Source organism: Streptomyces sp. NPDC032091 (assembly GCF_055580265.1).
On the sequence record NZ_JBVILR010000022.1, the window covers coordinates 41,096 to 58,531 of the forward strand.

The window sequence follows — 17,436 nt, forward strand, 5'->3', positions numbered from 1 at the left end:
GGACCTGACTCATGGGAGCGCAGCTCCGGGTCTACAAGCGTCGCATCCGTGCCATCACGGCGACCAAGAAGATCACCAAGGCGATGGAGATGATCGCCGCCTCGCGCATCGTCAAGGCGCAGCGCAAGGTGGCGGCGTCGATGCCGTACGCGACCGAGCTCACCCGCGCGGTGACCGCGGTGGCGACCGGTTCGAACACCAAGCACGCCCTGACCACCGAGGTCGAGGCGCCGACCCGTGCCGCGATCGTGCTCATCACGAGCGACCGCGGTCTGGCCGGCGGCTACTCCTCGAACGCCATCAAGCAGGCCGACCGGCTCACCGAGCGGCTTCGCGCTGAGGGCAAGGAGGTCGACACCTACATCGTCGGCCGCAAGGGTGTCGCCTACTACGGCTTCCGTGAGCGCAAGGTCACGGACTCGTGGACCGGCTTCACCGACAGCCCGGCCTACGCCGACGCCAAGCGCGTCGCGGCGCCGCTGATCGAGGCCATCCAGACGGAGACGGCCGAAGGCGGCGTCGACGAGCTGCACATCGTCTTCACGGAATTCGTGTCGATGATGACGCAGAACGCGGTGGACGGCCGGATGCTGCCGCTCAGCCTCGACCAGGCTCAGGAAGAGGACGGCAAGAAGGGCGAGGTCCTTCCGCTGTTCGAGTTCGAGCCCTCGGCGGAGGACGTCCTCGACGCCCTTCTGCCGCGCTACGTCGAGAGCCGTATCTACAACGCACTGCTGCAGTCGGCCGCTTCCGAGCACGCCGCCCGCCGCCGCGCGATGAAGTCGGCGACCGACAACGCCGGGGACCTCATCAAGAGCCTCTCCCGGCTTGCCAACGCGGCCCGCCAGGCCGAAATCACCCAGGAAATCAGCGAGATCGTCGGTGGCGCGAGCGCCATGGCCGACGCGACCGCGGGGAGTGACAAGTAATGACGACCTCTGTTGAGACGGCCGCTGCCACGGGCCGCATCGCCCGGGTCATCGGCCCGGTCGTCGACGTGGAGTTCCCCGTCGACGCGATGCCCGACATCTACAACGCGCTGAAGGTCCAGGTCGCCGACCCGGCCGAGGACGGCGCGCTCAAGACGCTGACCCTTGAGGTCGCCCAGCACCTGGGTGACGGCATGGTCCGCACGATCTCCATGCAGCCCACCGACGGTCTGGTCCGCCAGGCCCCGGTGACCGACACGGGCGAGGGCATCACCGTCCCCGTCGGTGACTTCACCAAGGGCAAGGTGTTCAACACCCTGGGTGAGGTGCTGAACTACCCCGAGGCGAACGCCGAGGTCACCGAGCGCTGGCCCATCCACCGCAAGGCCCCGAGCTTCGACGAGCTTGAGTCGAAGACCGAGATGTTCGAGACCGGCGTCAAGGTCATCGACCTTCTCACCCCGTACGTCAAGGGTGGAAAGATCGGTCTGTTCGGTGGTGCCGGTGTCGGCAAGACCGTTCTGATCCAGGAAATGATCTACCGCGTCGCCAACAACCACGACGGTGTGTCGGTCTTCGCGGGCGTCGGTGAGCGCACCCGTGAGGGCAACGACCTCATCGAGGAAATGGGCGACTCGGGCGTCATCGACAAGACGGCGCTCGTCTTCGGCCAGATGGACGAGCCCCCGGGCACCCGTCTGCGCGTGGCCCTGGCCGGTCTGACCATGGCGGAGTACTTCCGCGATGTGCAGAAGCAGGACGTGCTGTTCTTCATCGACAACATCTTCCGGTACACCCAGGCCGGTTCCGAGGTGTCGACCCTGCTCGGCCGTATGCCCTCCGCGGTGGGCTACCAGCCGAACCTGGCCGACGAGATGGGTCTCCTCCAGGAGCGCATCACCTCGACCCGTGGTCACTCGATCACCTCCATGCAGGCGATCTACGTCCCCGCCGACGACCTCACCGACCCGGCGCCGGCGACCACCTTCGCCCACCTCGACGCGACGACGGTTCTCTCCCGTCCGATCTCCGAGAAGGGCATCTACCCGGCCGTGGACCCGCTGGACTCCACGTCCCGCATCCTGGACCCCCGCTACATCGCGGCGGACCACTACGCGGCCGCGATGCGCGTCAAGGGGATCCTGCAGAAGTACAAGGACCTCCAGGACATCATCGCGATCCTCGGTATCGACGAGCTGGGCGAGGAGGACAAGCTCGTTGTCCACCGTGCCCGTCGTGTCGAGCGCTTCCTGTCGCAGAACACCCACGTCGCCAAGCAGTTCACCGGCGTGGACGGTTCGGACGTTCCGCTCGACGAGTCGATCACCGCGTTCAACGCGATCTGCGACGGCGAGTACGACCACTTCCCCGAGCAGGCGTTCTTCATGTGCGGTGGCATCGAGGACCTGAAGGCCAACGCCAAGGAGCTGGGCGTCTCCTGACGCTCCGCAGGAGAGGGGCGGGTGTGTCCCGCCCCTCTCTCCACGCCCATTAGAATTTGACCCAACACCCGGCGGACCCGCCGGGTGGTGACCCGAGGAGCCACCTTGGCTGCTGAGCTGCACGTCGAGATGGTCGCGGCGGACCGCAATGTCTGGTCCGGCGAGGCCACCCTGGTCGTCGCCCGCACCACGTCCGGCGACATCGGCGTCATGCCCGGTCACCAGCCGCTTCTCGGTGTGCTGGAATCGGGCCCGGTGACCATCCGCACCAGCGATGGCGGCACGGTCGTCGCCGCGGTGCACGGCGGTTTCATCTCGTTCGCGGACAACAAGCTGTCCCTGCTGGCCGAGATCGCCGAGCTCGCGGACGAGATCGACGTCCAGCGGGCGGAGCGGGCACTGGAGCGCGCGAAGGCGGACGCCGACGCGGCTGCCGAACGTCGCGCCGATGTCCGGCTGCGCGCGGTCGCGGGGCACTGAGCCCCGTACCGAAGAGTGTGAAACCTCAGCCGCGGTCCGTTCCGGAATTTTCCGGAGCGGGTCGCGGCTGAGGCGATGTACGTACTTTTTGTTTGTGCGGTTTTCGATGAGCGAGGAGGTCGGTGAAGATGCTCCTCGCTCTGCTTGTGAGCGGCCTGGTCGTAGCCCTGGTGGTGATCGGGCTGTTCGTGTTCGGGCTGCGCCGCAGACTGATCCAGCGCTCCGGTGGGACCTTCGATTGCAGCCTGCGCTGGGGCGTGGCCGAGGAGCCCGACGTCTCCGGCAAGGGCTGGGTGTACGGGGTCGCCCGCTACAGCGGTGACCGCATCGAGTGGTTCCGCGTGTTCAGCTATTCGCCGCGGCCGCGCCGGCTGCTGGAGCGTTCCTCCATCGAGGTGCTCGCACGGCGCGCCCCGGAGGGCGAGGAGGAGCTGGCGCTGCTGTCCGACTCCGTCGTGCTCGGCTGTTCCCACCAGGGGACGCGCCTGGAGCTGGCGATGAGCGAGGACGCGCTGACCGGTTTCCTGGCCTGGCTGGAGGCGGCGCCTCCGGGGCAACGGGTGAATGTCGCGTAAAAATTCCTTGCCCGTTGGATGGGGGTCCCCCCGGACGAAGTCTGGGGGAGGGTGAACGTGGCCTGAGGTTTTGCGGCCGTAAAAGAAGCCGGGGAGACGGGGGCGGACCCGTTTCCCCGGCTTCGTCGTGTGCGGCTACTGCAGGCCGGTGTGGATGGCGTTCGCGAGCTCGCCGTTCGTGGTGTCCCCGCTGAACTCCCAGAAGAAGGCTCCCTTGAGCCCCTGGTTCTTCAGCCAGGTCATCTTGCCGGCGATGGTGGCGGGGGTGTCGTAGCTCCACCAGTTGCCTCCGCACCTGGCGTAGGCGGTGCCGGCGACGGTGCCGGTGGTGGGGCAGCTGGTCTTGAGGACCTTGTAGTCCTCGATGCCCTGCTCGTAGGTGCCCGGGGCGGGTCCGGTGGCGGTGCCGCCGGGGGCGTCCTGGGTGACGCCGGTCCAGCCGCGGCCGTAGAAGCCGATGCCGAGGTTGAGCTTGGAGCCGGGGATGCCCTTGCCCTTGAGCTTGGTGATGGCGGCCTCGGAGTTGAAGCCGGCGATCGGGATGCCGGCGTAGGAGGTCAGCGGGGAGTGCGGGGCGGTCGGGCCCTTGGCGTCCCAGGCGCCGAAGAAGTCGTACGTCATCACGTTGTAGAAGTCGACGTACGGGGCGGCGCCCGCGTAGTCCGCGAGGTCGAGCTTGCCGCCGTTGGAGCCGTCGGCGGAGATGGCGGCGGTGACCAGGTTGGAGGAGCCGAACTTGGCGCGCAGGGCCGACATGAGGTTCTTGAAGGAGGCGGCGCCGCTGGTGTCGCAGGACAGGCCGCAGGCGTTGGGGTACTCCCAGTCGATGTCGATGCCGTCGAAGACGTCCGCCCAGCGCGGGTCCTCGACCAGGTCGTAGCAGGACTGGGCGAACGCGGCCGGGTTCTGGGCGGCCTGGCCGAAGCCGCCGGACCAGGTCCAGCCGCCGAAGGAGTAAACGATCTTGATGTTCGGGTACTTGGCCTTGAGCTTGCGCAGCTGGTTGAAGTTGCCGCGCAGGGGCTGGTCCCAGGTGTCGGCGACGCCGTCGACGCTCTGGTCGGCGGTGTAGGCCTTGTCGTAGTCGGCGTAGGAGTCGCCGATGGTGCACTTGCCGTTCTGGACGTTGCCGAAGGCGTAGTTGATGTGGGTGATCTTCGCGGCGGTGCCCGAGGTGACCAGGTTCTTCACGTGGTAGTTGCGCTGGTAGACGCCCCAGTCGGTGAAGTAGCCGAGCTTGACCCTGGCGCCGGGGTCGGGGCCGGGTCCCGGCCCGGGGTCGGTGCCGCCGCCGGGGGTGGTGACGGTGAGCGGGGCGGAGGAGGGACCCGTCTGGTCGGCGGTGTCGCGGGCGGTGACCGTGTAGGTGTAGGCGGTGCCCTTGGTCAGGCCGCTGTCGCCGTAGGTGGTGCCGGTGACGGTGGCCAGCTTGGCGCCGTTGCGGTACACGTCGTAGTTCTTGACGCCCTTGTCGTCGGTGGCCGCCGGCCAGGACAGGGTCAGGGCGTTCTCCGTGAGCCCGGAGGCCGTGGGGGTGCCGGGGGCCGAGGGCGGATTGTCGGTGGGGGTGGTGCCGCCGTCACAGGAGCCGCCGTTGATCTTGCAGCCCGAGGGGGCGCCGGGGCCGCTGCCGTTGAAGCCGAAGCTGACGGTGGCGCCCGGGGCGAGGGTGCCGTTCCAGCCGACGTTCTTGGCGGTCCAGTGGGTGCCGGAGCTGGTGACGGTGGCGTCCCAGGCCGAGGTCACCTGGGTGCCGGCCGGGTAGTCCCACTCCACGGTCCAGCTGCTGAGGGCGGAGGTGCCGGTGTTCTTCACCGTCCACTTGCCCTCGAAGCCGGTGCCCCAGTCGGAGACCTTGGTGTAGGTGGCGGTCGCGGAGGCGGCGGCCTGCGCGGGCCCGGCCAGGCCGATGAGGCCGGCGACGGGCAGGGCGAGGGCGGCCGCGGTGGCGGCCAGCCTCCTGAAGAGGGGGATGCGTCGTGGGGGTGCTGTGCTCAAGGGTGCTCCTCCGGAGGTCCGTGCCGGTCGGGGGGCCGACCGGCACTGGGGATGGGACCTGCGCCGCCCGTGAGCACGCCGGAAGCGATCTTTGTCATGGCACGCTCACCACAGTGATGCCGTGAGACTAGAAAGGTCTGTACCAACCGTCAAGAGGTCCAGACCTCCTCTCCGGTGATGGTCTAGAGCCCCAACTCCCGCGCCAAAACGGCCGCTTGGACCCGGCTGCGCACATCCAGCTTGGCCAGCAACCTGCTGACGTGCGTCTTCACGGTGGCCTCCGCCATCTCCAGCCGGACGGCGATCTCCGCGTTCGACAGCCCCTCGCCCAGGGCCACCAGCACCTCCCGCTCGCGCCGGGTCAGCGACTCCACCGCCGCGGCCGCCTCCGGCCGCACCGGCACCCGTACCGGCTGGGGCGCGGCGAACTCGGCGATCAGCCGCCGGGTCACGGCCGGGGCGATCAGCCCCTCGCCGCCCGCCACCGTACGCACCGCCGCGATCAGCTCGCCCGCGTCCGCGTCCTTCAGCAGGAAGCCCGCCGCGCCCGCCCGCAGCGCCCCGAACACGTACTCGTCGAGGTCGAAGGTGGTCAGCACCAGGACGTCGGCCAGCCCCTCCGCGACCACCCGCCGGGTGGCCTCGACCCCGTCGAGGAGCGGCATCTGCACGTCCATCAGCATCAGGTCCGGCCGCAGCTCCCGGGCCAGGCGCACCGCCTCCTCGCCGTCGGCCGCCTCCCCGACCACCTCGACGTCGCCCGCACTGCGCAGGATCAGCACCAGCCCCGCCCGTACCGCCCGCTGGTCCTCGGCCACCACGACCCGGATGCTCACTCCGCCACCGCCTTCTCCTCGGCGGGCAGCTCCGCCCGCACCTGCCATACGGGCCCCCGCGGGCCCGCCGTGAACCTTCCGCCGAGCAGCTGGGTCCGCTCGCGCATGCCGACCAGCCCCGCTCCCGAGCCCGGGGCGCGCGGACCCGGCCGGTCCCCGTACGGGGAGTCCACCGCCACCGTCAGCAGGCCGCCCTCCCGGGCCACCCGGACGGCGACCGTACCGGCGGCGGCGTGCTTGAGGGCGTTGGTCAGCGACTCCTGCACGATCCGGTACGCCGCCAGCTCCACCGGCGCCGGCAGCGGCGGCGCCGCCGGGCGGCGGGCGTCGTGCAGGACGAAGTCCAGCCCGCTCGCGGTGCCGTTCGCCCGGGCCCGCTCCAGCAGGGCACCCAGCCCGTCGAGGGAGGGGACGGGCGCGGCCTCCTGCCCGGCCCCCGCCTCGCGCAGCAGCCCGATCAGCCGGCGCATCTCGGCCAGCCCCTGGACGCTGTTCTCGCGGATCACCCCCAGCGCCTCGCGGCTGGTGGCGGGGGAGTCGATGGACAGCGCGGCGGTGGAATGGATGGCGATGGCGGAGAGGTGGTTGGCGACCATGTCGTGCAGCTCGCGCGCCATCCGGGCGCGCTCGGCGGCCACCGCCTGCGTCCGGTCCATCTCGGCCAGCAGGGCCGTCTGCTCGGCGCGCAGCCGCGCGGCCTCGGCGGCCTCGCGGTGGTTGCGCAGGGTGGCGCCGGTCAGGGCCGGGCCGAAGCACACGATGCCGGTGATCACACCGATCATCAGGGACTGCGGGGTGCGCAGCCAGGCCACGGCGATCACGGTGACGATCACCGTGACCAGGCCGGTGGTCACCGGCAGCCGCCGCGCCATGGCCGGGGTGCCGTAGACGACGGCCGCGTACATCAGGTCCGTGAAGACGATGACGGTGGCCAGGTTGCCCACGGTGAACTGGTCGGCGACCACCGCGAGGGTGCCGACGGCCAGGGTGGTGTGGGGGGCGGTGCGCCGCAGCAGCTCCATCGGCCCGATGGCGAACAGCGGCACCAGCGCCGCCCAGGCCGGGAAGAAGTGCCGGTCACCGGAGCTGTGGACCCCGAGGGACCACAGCAGCAGACCGGCGAGCACGCTGGCCACCGCGAGGAGCACGTCGTCGCGGTGCGGGCGGAAGATCGTGGACTGCACGCTCCCATCCAACACGGGACGCGGCGGAGCGGCGTCGGCGGCGGGGCGGAGAGGCGGCTACATCGAAGGATGCAGTGCGGGTTCGTCATCGGTGACGACGCGGCGGGGCGCGGCGGCCGGAATCCTGGAACGGAGTCCACGAGGGGAAGGAGGGCGGGTCGTGCTCGTCGCGCTGATCGCCGCCTGCGAGATCGGGTTCTGGGTGCTGCTGGCCGCGGGGCTGGCGCTGCGCTATCTGGCCGGGATGCGCAGGCTCGGCGCCGCCGTCCTGCTGTGCGAGCCCCTGCTGGAGCTGGCGCTGCTGGTGGTTTCCTTCGTCGACCTCGAAAACGGCGGCGAGCCGAGCTGGCGGCACGGGCTCGCGGCCTTCTACATCGGCTACACCGTCGGCTACGGGCACTACACCGTGAAGTGGCTGGACCGGCACGCCGCCCACCGGCTCGCCGGGGGCCCGAAGCCGCCCGGGACGAAGTACGGCAAGGCCCGCGCCGTCCACGAGTGGAAGCTGTGGACGCGGACCCTGGCCGGCGCGGCGGTCGCGCTCGGGCTGCTCCAGGCCGGGATCTGGTACGTCGGCGACGCCGCCGACACCGACAGCCTCCAGGCCTGGCAGTTCGCCGCCCTGCGGGTGCTCGGCATCCAGGCCGTGGTCGCCGCGACCTACTCGATCTGGCCGCGCAAGGCCCCGGCCGGCGCGGAGGCCGAGCCGGTCGGCGGTGACCGCTAGGCCGTCTCTTCCGGATCGTGCTCCCCCAGCTACCGCTGGGAGGTGCCCCCAGGCCCGCGCCGCCCGGCACCGCACCTCGCCGCCTTGGCGGGGCACCAAGTACGTCCAGTACGGCGGCGCCCCGCCAAGGCGCCGATGCACGGCACCGGACGACGCGGGCTTGACCGGCAAGATCCGAAAGAGACGACCTAGCGTTCGCCGCCCGGGACCCACAGGACGTCGCCGACCTCCTTGTTGGCCGTGCGGGCCAGGATGAACAGGAGGTCGGAGAGACGGTTGAGGTAGGTGGCGGTCAGCGGGTTCATCACCTCGCCGTGCACCTCCAGCGCCGCCCACGTCGAGCGCTCCGCCCGGCGGACCACCGTGCAGGCCTGGTGCAGGAGCGCGGCGCCGGGGGTTCCGCCGGGGAGGATGAAGCTGCGGAGCTTCTCCAGCCGCTCGTTGAAGGCGTCGCAGTCCGCCTCCAGCCGGTCGACGTAGAACTGCTCCACCCGCAGCGGCGGGTACTGCGGGTCCTCCACCACCGGCGTGCACAGGTCGGCGCCCACGTCGAACAGGTCGTTCTGCACGCGGACCAGGACCTTGACGACCTCCTCCGGCAGCGACCCCAGCGCGATCGCCGTCCCGATGGCGGCGTTGGCCTCGTTGGCGTCGGCGTACGCGGAGATCCGCAGGTCCGTCTTCCGCGTACGGCTCATGTCGCCCAGGGCGGTCGTGCCCTGGTCGCCGGTGCGGGTGTAGATGCGCGTGAGGTTCACCATGCCGCCAGCGTAGTGCGGGCCAACTGCGGGCGGCCCGCGCACTGCTGGGCCGTGTCAGTGTGATGTCCGTCATCTGAGACGTGACGCGTGTTACTTCGCGGTCACTGGGCCCCTCACGGACGCTAGTCTCCGCCGGAGAGGCTACGAGGCCGGGTCGTACTGAGAACAACGAGGGGTGTGCAGTGGCTGGGAAGCTCGCCGTCATCGGCGCGGGACTGATGGGTTCCGGGATCGCTCAGGTCTCCGCTCAGGCGGGTTGGGACGTCGTCCTGCGCGACGTCACGGACGCCGCGCTGACCCGGGGCACGGACGGGATCAAGGCCTCGTACGACAAGTTCGTCTCCAAGGGCAGGATGACGGCGGAGGACGCCGAGGCGGCCCTCGCCCGCATCACCACGACCACCGACTTCGACGCGGTCGCCGACGTGGACATCGTCGTCGAGGCCGTCTTCGAGAAGATCGAGGTCAAGCACGAGATCTTCCGGACCCTGGACGAGCTGGTCCGCGAGGACACCGTCCTCGCCTCCAACACCTCCGCCATCCCGATCACCAAGATCGCGGCGGTGACCAAGCGCCCGGAGCGGGTGGTCGGCGCGCACTTCTTCTCGCCCGTCCCGATGATGCAGCTCTGCGAGCTGGTCCGCGGCTACAAGACGAGCGACGAAACCCTCGCCACCGCCCGGGCGTTCGCCGAGTCCGTCGGCAAGACCTGCATCGTCGTCAACCGCGACGTCGCCGGCTTCGTCACCACGCGCCTGATCTCCGCCCTCGTCGTCGAGGCCGCGAAGCTCTACGAATCGGGCGTGGCCACCGCCGAGGACATCGACATCGCCTGCAAGCTGGGCTTCGGGCACGCCATGGGCCCGCTGGCCACGGCCGACCTCACGGGCGTGGACATCCTGCTGCACGCCACCAGCAACATCTACACCGAGTCGCAGGACGAGAAGTTCGCCGCACCGGAGCTCATGCGCCGCATGGTCGACGCGGGCGACATCGGCCGCAAGAGCGGCCAGGGCTTCTACAAGCACTGAGCACGACCGTTCGAATCCCCGCACCCTACGGGGTGAATTAGGTATCGGTTCGCTCACGGTCGGCAACTTCACCGCCCGCACGGCAGTCAGTTGCGGTGAGAGTTGCCGACCACGAGCCGACGCAGATCATGAGCCGCCACGGACCCGTCGGACCACACGCACGCAGTACAGCCGGGGAGCACACATGCACATCAGGGGCGACCACGCCGAACTCGCTGTCGGGGGCCGCCTCGACGTGCGCAGCGCGGCGGACGCCCGTACGGCCCTCCACACCGCCCTCGACGACGGCCACGGCGACCTCGTGCTCGATCTGACCGGACTCGACTCCTGGGACGCGACCGGACTCGGCGTGATCATGGGAGCCCACCGGCGGGCCGGCCGGACCGGCCGGCGGCTGGTCCTGCGCGGCGTGCCCGACCGGATGCAGCGGCTGCTCGTCGCCACCCGGCTGCACCGCATCCTCGCGATCGAGGGCGGGCTGGAAGCGGAGTCGCTGCCCCGGGTCTGAATCCGGGGCGGGTCCGCGCGGCCGCGCGGGCGGGCATACGGCGGCTCCGGCCGCGGGCCCGGGGAAAAAGGGGCTGCGGGGGCGGGCCGGGCTCGGTTTTCATGGACGCATGGTGTCCACCGACAGACTGCAGGCCTTCGCGGCCATGTCGTTCCTGCTGATCGTGATCCCCGGCCCGAGCGTCCTCTTCGTGATCGGCCGGGCCCTGGCGCAGGGCCGCCGGGCCGCGCTGATGACGGTGGCCGGGAACACGCTGGGGGCGTACGTGCTCGTCGTGGCCGTGGCCCTCGGGGTCGGGTCGGTCGTCGAACGCTCGGTCCTCGTCTTCACCGCGCTGAAGCTGGTCGGCGCCGTGTACCTGGTGTACCTCGGCGTCAAGGCCGTCCGCTCGCGCGGCTCCCTCCAGGCGGCCCTCGCCGAGACGGCCCCGGCCGCGCGCGGCGGGCTGCGGACGCTGGGGGAGGGGTTCGTGGTCGGCGTGGCCAACCCCAAGACGATCGTCTTCTTCGCCGCGGTGCTGCCGCAGTTCGTCGACCGGGAGCAGGGCGGCGTCATCCCGCAGATGCTCCTGCTCGGCCTGGTCTTCAACCTCATCGCGATCGTGTCCGACAGCGTGTGGGGGCTGGTCGCCGCGACCACCCGGGGCTGGTTCACCGGCTCCCCCCGCCGGCTCTCCCTCGTCGGCGGGGCCGGCGGGCTGACGATGATCGGCCTCGGCGTCGCCGTCGCCGCGACCGGCCGCAAGGACTGAGGGCGGATACCGTCCGGCGGTCGCGGAGTTCCGGCTTCCGCACGGAGGGGCGGGAATCGTAACGGTCCTATGGTGGAGGCACCCCTGCGGTACCGGCGCGACCCGGCAGCGTTTAGGGTCGGGCGGAAACCGGACCAGTTGCGACAAGCGGCGCGAGCGAGGCCGGGCGGCAGGAAAGACGGCGCCGGAGCGCGCGACGCGAGGCGGGGGGACGTGGTCATGGACCGTACACAGGGGCAGCCCGAGGAGGGCCGCCGGCCCAAAGCCGCGGCCGCGGCCGCGGCGGCAGCCGCGCACCACACCCCGCGCCGCCGCCCCACACCCGCGCCCGCGGTGGCGGCCGTTCCCGGGGCGAACCCGCCCGGCCCGGGCACCGACACCTCCGGCGCGGACGCCTCCGGCCCCGACGCAGCCGGCCCCGACGCACCCGGCCTTGACGCACCCGGCCCCGATGCACCCGGCCCCGACGCAGCCGGCCCCGGTGCCGACACCCCGGCCGCCGAGCTGCCGGACGCCGGCACGCCGGCCCATCGGACGTCCGCCGGCTCGTCGGCGGGGACGTCGGACGCCGGTGCGCCGGTGGGCGGTGTGTCCGTCGCCGGTGCCCCGGCCGTGGGTACCCCGGGCGACGGTGCGGCCATAGCCGGCGAGGGGGCGGGGCTTCCCGTGGTGCCCGCGCGGGTCGTGACATTGACCGCCGGGGAGTTCACCCTCACCGTCAACCCCGTCGACGGCAGCGAGATCGAGCCCCATCGCCCCGGCACCGACGCCGGCCGCCGCCCCGGGAAGCGCGACGCCGCCGACCGCGCCGCCCGCGACGCCGCCGCACGGCCCCCCGCGCCGCCCGCCGCCGACCGGCCGCTCCTGGAGCGGGCCGAGGAGCAGCGGCGGCTCGTACGGATGCTCCAGCGCGGCCGCTCCGTACGGCTGACCGGGCCCGCCGGATCCGGCCGTACCGCCCTGCTCGACGCCGTCGCCGAGGCCTGCGCCGGCCTCGCGCCCGACGGCGTGGTCCGGCTCAGCGGGTACGGCCGGCAGCAGCCGGCCGAGCTGCTCCACGCCCTCTACTCCGCCGTGTACGACACCGAGGGCCGCCGCCCCGACCGTACGGCCCTGCTCGCACGGGTCCGCGAGATCGGAGCCATCGTGCTCCTCGACGACCTGGAGCTGGGCGGGCCCGCGCTGGACGAGCTGCTGCGCGCCACCCCCGAGTGCGCCTACCTCCTCGCCGCCACCCCCGACGCCAAGTCCCCCTCGGACGACTCCCCCCTGGAAGAGGTCTTCCTCGGCGGCCTCGGCCGCACCGGATGCACCCAGCTGCTGGAGCGGCTCACCGGACGGCCCCTCACCGAGGCGGAGACGGCCTGGGCCGGTGACCTGCGCTTCGCCTCCGAGGGGCTGCCGCTGCGCTTCGTCCAGGCGGCCGCGCTGCTGCGGCAGCGCGACGAGCTGAACGCGGCCGCCGCCGGGGACGAGGACGAGGAGCCCGGCGTCTTCGAGGAGCGCCCGCGCGACGCCGCCCCCGTGCCGCTGCCCACCCTGGCCCAGGCCGCGGCCCCCGTCGAGCTGCTGGCCTCCCGGGTGAGCGAGTCGGCCCGCGCCGCCCTGCGGATCGCCTGCGCGCTGGGCGGGGAACTCCCGCACCCCGCGCACCTGCCCGCGCTGGTCGGCGACACCCACGCCGACGCGGCCGTCGCCGAACTGCTCGGCTGCGGGCTGATCACGCCCGTCGGACCGCGCTACCGCCTCGCCGAAGGAGTGGCCCGGCAGCTGGAGGAGGCCGGGTACGGAGGCGCCGGCGCCGAGGAGGCCCGTACCGCCGCCCGGCACTACGCCTGGTGGACCGGGCACGCCTCGGTCACCCCGGAGCGGGTCGGGGCCGAGGCCGACGCGGTGCTCGCCGCGCTGGCCGGGGCCGATGTGGTGGCCGCCGTACTCCTGGCCCGGACGGCCGCCCCGGCGTTCGCGGCGTCGCTGCACTGGGAGGCGTGGGAGCGGGTGCTGCGTGCGGGGGCGGAGGCCGCGCGGAAGGCGGGGGAGGTCGCCGAGCAGGCGTACTTCCACCACGAGCTGGGCGTGCTCGCCCTCTGTGAGGGGCGGTTGGACCGGGCGCGGGCCGAGCTGGAGGCTTCGATCGGGCTGCGCGGCGCGCTCGCGGACAAGCGCGGGACGGTCGCCGGGCGGCGGGCGCTGGCGCTGGTCACCGACCGGGAGGCGCTGGGGTCGCGGCCCTCCCCGCCCCTGCGCCTGGAGGCCCCGCCGACGCCCCTCCCGCCGGCCCGGGGCCCGCAGCCTTCCACGGGCCTGTCGGCGACGGCTCCGCCGGCCTTGGACGGGGCACGCCCGTCGGCCCTGGGCGTCACCGGCCCGTCGGCGACGGCTGCGACGGTGCCCCTGCCCTTGGACGTGACGCCCCCGCCCGGCCCGGGCCGGGGGACCCCGGCGTCTCCGGGGGCGAAGCCCTCGCCGGCCCGGGCCGGGTCCGGCTCGACGGAGTCCGCGGCGTCCGCTCCTTCGGCCCTCGGGGCGACGGTTCCGCTGGGCTTGGAGGGGGCGGTCGCGTCCGACCCGGCCACGGGTGACCCGTCCACCCCGGGCACGAAGCCCTCGCCGGAGCCGGGTGCCGCCGACCCGGCGGCGTCCGGTGCGACGGTTCCGTCGGCGCCGGGTGGGGCCGCCGCGTCGGCCTCGCTGCTGTCCGCCACGGCGGCGACGGTTCCGCTGGGCCTGGACGGGTCGGCCTCGTCCGGTCCGGGCACCGGTGCGGTGTCGAAGGGCGCGTCGGTGAGTGGTGCGGGTGCTTCGGCCGGGGGTTCGGCGGATGCCGGGGTGGCGGGGGCGTCCGTGTGGGGTGCGCGGCTTCCTTCCGGGTCGGTTTCGAAGCCGGGCCAGAGCGCGTCCGGGGCCGGGGGGAAGGGTTCCGTCGCGCGGCCTGGGGAGACGGGCGGCGGTGCGCCCGGGGCGGAGGCCGTCACGCAGGTGAACCCGGTGATCCGCCGGGCCCAGCTGCCGCCCCCGGAGACCCCCAAGAACCTCTCCGCGGTGTTCGGCAGCGCCTTCCCGCCGCCCGCGCCCGCGCCGCCGCCCGCCCCGCCCCGCCCCACCGGCCCGCACCCGGCGGCCGGCCGGGAGAGCCGGCGCCGGACGGCGCTGCTGGGGGCGGCCGGTGTGCTCACGGTGGCGGCCCTCGGCACGGTCATCGGTCTGGCGCTGGCCTCGGGCGGCACGGAGGCCCCCGAGGCCCCCTCGGTGTCATCGAGCCCCTCGGCGCAGGTGTCCCCGCGCGTCCCGCAGGTGCCCGGCACCGGCGGCGGCGACCCGGCGACGGACCCGGCCCCACCGGCCACCCCCGGCCGGTCCGCCGGCCCGCAGCCGAGTTCCAGCGGGGGCACCTCGGCCGCCCCGACGCCGAGCGGGACGCCCTCGTCCCAGCCCCCGGCGTCCTCGCCGGCCCCCGGGCCGTCGCCGAGCCCGTCGGCGCCGAGTCCGTCCGTGTCCGTCAGCTCCAGTGGGAACCCGAGCCCCTCCCACTCCGCGTCGGACTCGGGTCCGCCGGTGGTCCCGACGCCGCCGACGGCGGAGCCGCAGTCCCCGACGGCCACGCCCTGACGCGTCCGGGCCCTGCGGGGCCTGCCCCTCCCCACCCTTCGCCCGTTCCCCGGGGCTCCGCCCCGGACCCCGCGCCTCAAACGCCGGCGGGGCTGGAGAGTCTCCAGCCCCGCCGGCGTTCGTCCTCCGCGCGCGTCAGAACAGCCGCAGCTTGTCGTCCTCGATGCCGCGGAGGGCGTCGTAGTCCAGGACCACGCAGTCCATGCCCCGGTCGGTGGCCAGGACCCGGGCCTGCGGCTTGATCTCCTGCGCCGCGAAGACACCCCGTACCGGCGCCAGGTGCGGATCGCGGTTGAGCAGTTCCAGGTAGCGGGTCAGCTGCTCGACGCCGTCGATCTCCCCGCGCCGCTTGATCTCCACCGCCACCGTCGCGCCCGCGGCGTCCCGGCACAGGATGTCCACGGGCCCGATCGCCGTCATGTACTCGCGCCGGATCAGGGTGTAGCCCTCGCCCAGCGTCTCGATGCGGTCGGCCAGCAGCTCCTGGAGGTGCGCCTCGACGCCGTCCTTGATGAGGCCCGGGTCGGTGCCCAGCTCGTGGGAGGAGTCGTGGAGGACCTCCTCCATGGTGATGATGAGCTTCTCGCCCGCCTTGTTGACGACGGTCCAGACGTGTCCGTCGTCCCCGCTCCCCTCCTTGAGGGTGCACGGGGGCGACATCCAGTTGAGCGGTTTGTACGCCCGGTCGTCCGCGTGGATCGAGACACTGCCGTCGGCCTTCACGAGGATCAGACGGGGTGCCGAGGGCAGATGGGCGGTGAGCCGACCCGCGTAGTCGACGGAGCAGCGGGCAATGACGAGACGCATGGTCGGCAACGCTACTCGACCGACGGGCCTTCACGCGATTCGCCCCTGAAAGCCCCGTTCGCCGATGGCGCGTTGTATGCGCATTCTCCTGGTGCGCCACCCGGTGGGCGCCTACCGTGGTGAGCGGGAGGTTGCCGAGCGTGCACACTGCGTCGCGGCCTCCCTCCCTGCCCGAAGGACTCCGGCGACCCAAGAAGCCGGGGTCACGAGAGGAGAACCCATGTCGCTCGACGTCTCACCGGCCCTACTCGAACAGGCCGAGCGAGGCGAGGTCGACGAAGCCGCCTTCGTCGACTGCGTCCGGACCTCCCTGCCTTACGCATGGGAGATGATCAGCTCGTTGACGGCCCAGCTGGAGGTTGACGGCGGAGAGTTCGCCGACAACCAGACGCCGCCGCCGGACGAGCAGGCGCGCGGCCAGCTGCTGCGCGCGCTGGCGAGTGACGCGATACGGGGTGCGCTGCAGCGGCACTTCGGGGTGCGCCTGGCCTTCCAGAACTGCCACCGCGTCGCGGTGTTCCCGCTGGACCCCTCGGTGGACGACCGGCTGGCCAAGTTCACCTCGATCCGCGGCCAGCTGCTCAACCAGTCGCCCGAACTGCGCGACTGCTAGCAGGACCGGTACTCCGCTGCCGCTCCGTGTCGCGGGAGGTGCGACTGACACAGGAGCGGCAGCCCAGGCCGTACGGGCCGGGCCCGCCGCAGGCGGGCCGACGGGTCAGGCGAGCCGGGGCAGGACCTCCGCGCCGAGACGCCGGACGTTCTCCTCCGTCGCGGCCAGGTCCCCGGAACCCTCCGCCAGCAGCGCGAAGCGCGTGATGCCCGTCCGCTCGGCGGTGGCCGCCAGCCGGTCCGCCGCCAGCTCGGGCGTGCCGACGGGGTGCAGGTCGCACAGCAGCTCCGTGTAGGCGTGGGGGTCGCGCATCGCGCGGTGCCGGCCGTCCACCGTCACGTGCGCGTCGAGGCCCTGCCGCAGCCAGCCGGGCATGGCCTTCAGCAGGGTCTCGCGGGCGTCCGCCGTACGGTCCGCCAGCTGGCACACCCCGGCCGACACGTGCCCGGCCGCCCGTACGGCCCCGGGATCGTGCCCCGCCGCCAGCGCGGTCTCGCGCCACAGCGCGACCATCCCCGCCTTGTCCTCGTCCCCGCAGTGCATGCCCAGCAGCATCGGCAGCCCGCGCCGCGCCGCCGTCCGCACCGACGCGGGGGAGGTGCAGGCGACGATCACTTCCGGCCCCGTCCCGTCCCCGTCCAGGGACTCGGCCGGGCGCGGTACGACGGCCACCTCACGGAAGCCGTGCCGCTCACCCGCGGCACCCACCCGGGGCTCGGCCAGCCAGCGCCGCAGCAGGTCCAGGTCCTCCGGGAACCCGTTCTCGTACGCGTCGAGCCCGCCGCCGAACACCTCCAGGTCCACCCAGGGCCCGCCCCGCCCCACCCCCAGGGTGAACCGGCCCCCGGAGGTGACGTGGAGCAGGGCCGCCTGCTCCCCGAGGGCCACGGGGTGCGTGTTCGGCAGCACGCTCACCGCCGTCCCCACCCGGAGCCGCCGGGTCCGGCCCAGCATCAGCGCCGCCAGCGTCACCGCCGACGGGCAGACCCCGTACGGGACGAAGTGGTGCTCGGCGACCCAGGCCGAGTCGAGCCCGGCCTCCTCGGCCACCTCGGCGGTCCGCACCGCCCGGTGCAGCGCCTCCCCCTGCCCCTGGCCCGGGAACTGGGCAGCCAGTACAAACGCTCCTACGCGCATCGCCCTTGGCCTCCTCGCGGCTGGCGCGGCCTCCCCCAGGTGGACCGG

At 72.9% G+C, this 17,436-nt stretch carries 16 protein-coding genes; 10 read left to right on the plus strand and 6 right to left on the minus strand.

All coding sequences use genetic code 11. From position 1 onward, the window contains the following. Positions 1–11: 11 nt before the first annotated feature. The 4 genes from ACZ5NJ_RS29495 to ACZ5NJ_RS29510 all read left to right on the plus strand — a co-directional run bounded on the left by ACZ5NJ_RS29495 (position 12) and on the right by ACZ5NJ_RS29510 (position 3,426). Entirely contained in the window at positions 12–929 is a 918-nt protein-coding gene (locus ACZ5NJ_RS29495; RefSeq protein ID WP_468768714.1) for a F0F1 ATP synthase subunit gamma, read from the plus strand. Then, the gene (gene atpD, locus ACZ5NJ_RS29500; RefSeq protein ID WP_468768715.1) at positions 929–2,371 is read left to right on the plus strand and encodes a F0F1 ATP synthase subunit beta; all 1,443 of its coding nucleotides are present in this window, start codon (positions 929–931) and stop codon (positions 2,369–2,371) included. The genes ACZ5NJ_RS29495 and atpD overlap by 1 nt, the downstream gene beginning before the upstream one ends. A gap of 105 nt (positions 2,372–2,476) precedes the next feature. After that, a complete protein-coding gene (locus tag ACZ5NJ_RS29505; protein WP_045948891.1) occupies positions 2,477–2,851 on the plus strand; it encodes a F0F1 ATP synthase subunit epsilon in 375 nt (124 codons plus the stop codon). A gap of 128 nt (positions 2,852–2,979) precedes the next feature. Further along, the gene (locus tag ACZ5NJ_RS29510) at positions 2,980–3,426 is read left to right on the plus strand and encodes a DUF2550 domain-containing protein (RefSeq protein WP_211275098.1); all 447 of its coding nucleotides are present in this window, start codon (positions 2,980–2,982) and stop codon (positions 3,424–3,426) included. Between the two features lie 135 nt (positions 3,427–3,561). Here ACZ5NJ_RS29510 and ACZ5NJ_RS29515 read toward each other — a convergent pair whose 3' ends face one another. From ACZ5NJ_RS29515 to ACZ5NJ_RS29525, 3 genes are all read right to left on the minus strand, one after another. Beyond that, complete coding sequence (locus ACZ5NJ_RS29515; protein ID WP_468768716.1) at positions 3,562–5,424, minus strand: glycosyl hydrolase family 18 protein; 1,863 nt, start codon at positions 5,422–5,424, stop codon at positions 3,562–3,564. Positions 5,425–5,606: 182 nt separating this feature from the next. Then, positions 5,607–6,260 (minus strand): response regulator, encoded by a 654-nt coding sequence (locus tag ACZ5NJ_RS29520; RefSeq protein WP_468768718.1) that lies wholly within the window; start codon positions 6,258–6,260, stop codon positions 5,607–5,609. After that, entirely contained in the window at positions 6,257–7,444 is a 1,188-nt protein-coding gene (locus tag ACZ5NJ_RS29525; RefSeq protein WP_468768720.1) for a sensor histidine kinase, read from the minus strand. Before ACZ5NJ_RS29525 ends, ACZ5NJ_RS29520 begins: the two co-directional genes overlap by 4 nt. A 160-nt stretch (positions 7,445–7,604) precedes the next feature. Here ACZ5NJ_RS29525 and ACZ5NJ_RS29530 point away from each other — a divergent pair, with 160 nt between their 5' ends. Next, on the plus strand, positions 7,605–8,171 hold the full coding sequence (locus ACZ5NJ_RS29530; protein WP_468768723.1) for a hypothetical protein: 567 nt from the start codon (positions 7,605–7,607) through the stop codon (positions 8,169–8,171). A 188-nt stretch (positions 8,172–8,359) separates the two neighbouring features. Here ACZ5NJ_RS29530 and ACZ5NJ_RS29535 read toward each other — a convergent pair whose 3' ends face one another. Next, a complete protein-coding gene (locus ACZ5NJ_RS29535) occupies positions 8,360–8,932 on the minus strand; it encodes a cob(I)yrinic acid a,c-diamide adenosyltransferase (protein WP_468768724.1) in 573 nt (190 codons plus the stop codon). A gap of 182 nt (positions 8,933–9,114) precedes the next feature. On the opposite strand from ACZ5NJ_RS29535, the gene ACZ5NJ_RS29540 reads away from it, so the two are divergent. From ACZ5NJ_RS29540 to ACZ5NJ_RS29555, 4 genes are all read left to right on the plus strand, one after another. Beyond that, a complete protein-coding gene (locus ACZ5NJ_RS29540; protein WP_468768727.1) occupies positions 9,115–9,963 on the plus strand; it encodes a 3-hydroxyacyl-CoA dehydrogenase family protein in 849 nt (282 codons plus the stop codon). A 184-nt stretch (positions 9,964–10,147) separates the two neighbouring features. After that, positions 10,148–10,471: an STAS domain-containing protein gene (locus tag ACZ5NJ_RS29545; RefSeq protein WP_344165298.1), complete on the plus strand. Its 324-nt coding sequence runs from the start codon at positions 10,148–10,150 to the stop codon at positions 10,469–10,471. A 109-nt stretch (positions 10,472–10,580) separates the two neighbouring features. Further along, a complete protein-coding gene (locus ACZ5NJ_RS29550) occupies positions 10,581–11,222 on the plus strand; it encodes a LysE family translocator (RefSeq protein WP_468768728.1) in 642 nt (213 codons plus the stop codon). Between the two features lie 219 nt (positions 11,223–11,441). Further along, a complete protein-coding gene (locus ACZ5NJ_RS29555; RefSeq protein ID WP_468768730.1) occupies positions 11,442–14,831 on the plus strand; it encodes an ATP-binding protein in 3,390 nt (1,129 codons plus the stop codon). A gap of 135 nt (positions 14,832–14,966) precedes the next feature. On the opposite strand, the gene nucS is transcribed toward ACZ5NJ_RS29555, so the two are convergent. After that, complete coding sequence (nucS, locus tag ACZ5NJ_RS29560) at positions 14,967–15,638, minus strand: endonuclease NucS (RefSeq protein WP_468768732.1); 672 nt, start codon at positions 15,636–15,638, stop codon at positions 14,967–14,969. Between the two features lie 220 nt (positions 15,639–15,858). Here nucS and ACZ5NJ_RS29565 point away from each other — a divergent pair, with 220 nt between their 5' ends. Then, complete coding sequence (locus tag ACZ5NJ_RS29565) at positions 15,859–16,251, plus strand: SCO5389 family protein (RefSeq protein WP_468768733.1); 393 nt, start codon at positions 15,859–15,861, stop codon at positions 16,249–16,251. A 105-nt stretch (positions 16,252–16,356) separates the two neighbouring features. Here ACZ5NJ_RS29565 and ACZ5NJ_RS29570 read toward each other — a convergent pair whose 3' ends face one another. Continuing rightward, positions 16,357–17,388: an LLM class flavin-dependent oxidoreductase gene (locus ACZ5NJ_RS29570; protein ID WP_468768735.1), complete on the minus strand. Its 1,032-nt coding sequence runs from the start codon at positions 17,386–17,388 to the stop codon at positions 16,357–16,359. Between the last annotated feature and the right edge of the window lie 48 nt (positions 17,389–17,436).

Excerpts from the sequence above, each read along its gene's own strand:
- ACZ5NJ_RS29495 (WP_468768714.1), top strand. The coding sequence starts at position 12 with ATGGGAGCGCAGCTCCGGGTCTACAAGCGTCGCATCCGTGCCATCACG.
- atpD (WP_468768715.1), top strand. The coding sequence starts at position 929 with ATGACGACCTCTGTTGAGACGGCCGCTGCCACGGGCCGCATCGCCCGG.
- ACZ5NJ_RS29510 (WP_211275098.1), top strand. The coding sequence starts at position 2,980 with ATGCTCCTCGCTCTGCTTGTGAGCGGCCTGGTCGTAGCCCTGGTGGTG.
- ACZ5NJ_RS29535 (WP_468768724.1), bottom strand. The coding sequence starts at position 8,932 with ATGGTGAACCTCACGCGCATCTACACCCGCACCGGCGACCAGGGCACG.
- ACZ5NJ_RS29545 (WP_344165298.1), top strand. The coding sequence starts at position 10,148 with ATGCACATCAGGGGCGACCACGCCGAACTCGCTGTCGGGGGCCGCCTC.
- ACZ5NJ_RS29550 (WP_468768728.1), top strand. The coding sequence starts at position 10,581 with ATGGTGTCCACCGACAGACTGCAGGCCTTCGCGGCCATGTCGTTCCTG.
- ACZ5NJ_RS29555 (WP_468768730.1), top strand. The coding sequence starts at position 11,442 with ATGGACCGTACACAGGGGCAGCCCGAGGAGGGCCGCCGGCCCAAAGCC.
- nucS (WP_468768732.1), bottom strand. The coding sequence starts at position 15,638 with ATGCGTCTCGTCATTGCCCGCTGCTCCGTCGACTACGCGGGTCGGCTC.
- ACZ5NJ_RS29565 (WP_468768733.1), top strand. The coding sequence starts at position 15,859 with ATGTCGCTCGACGTCTCACCGGCCCTACTCGAACAGGCCGAGCGAGGC.
- ACZ5NJ_RS29570 (WP_468768735.1), bottom strand. The coding sequence starts at position 17,388 with ATGCGCGTAGGAGCGTTTGTACTGGCTGCCCAGTTCCCGGGCCAGGGG.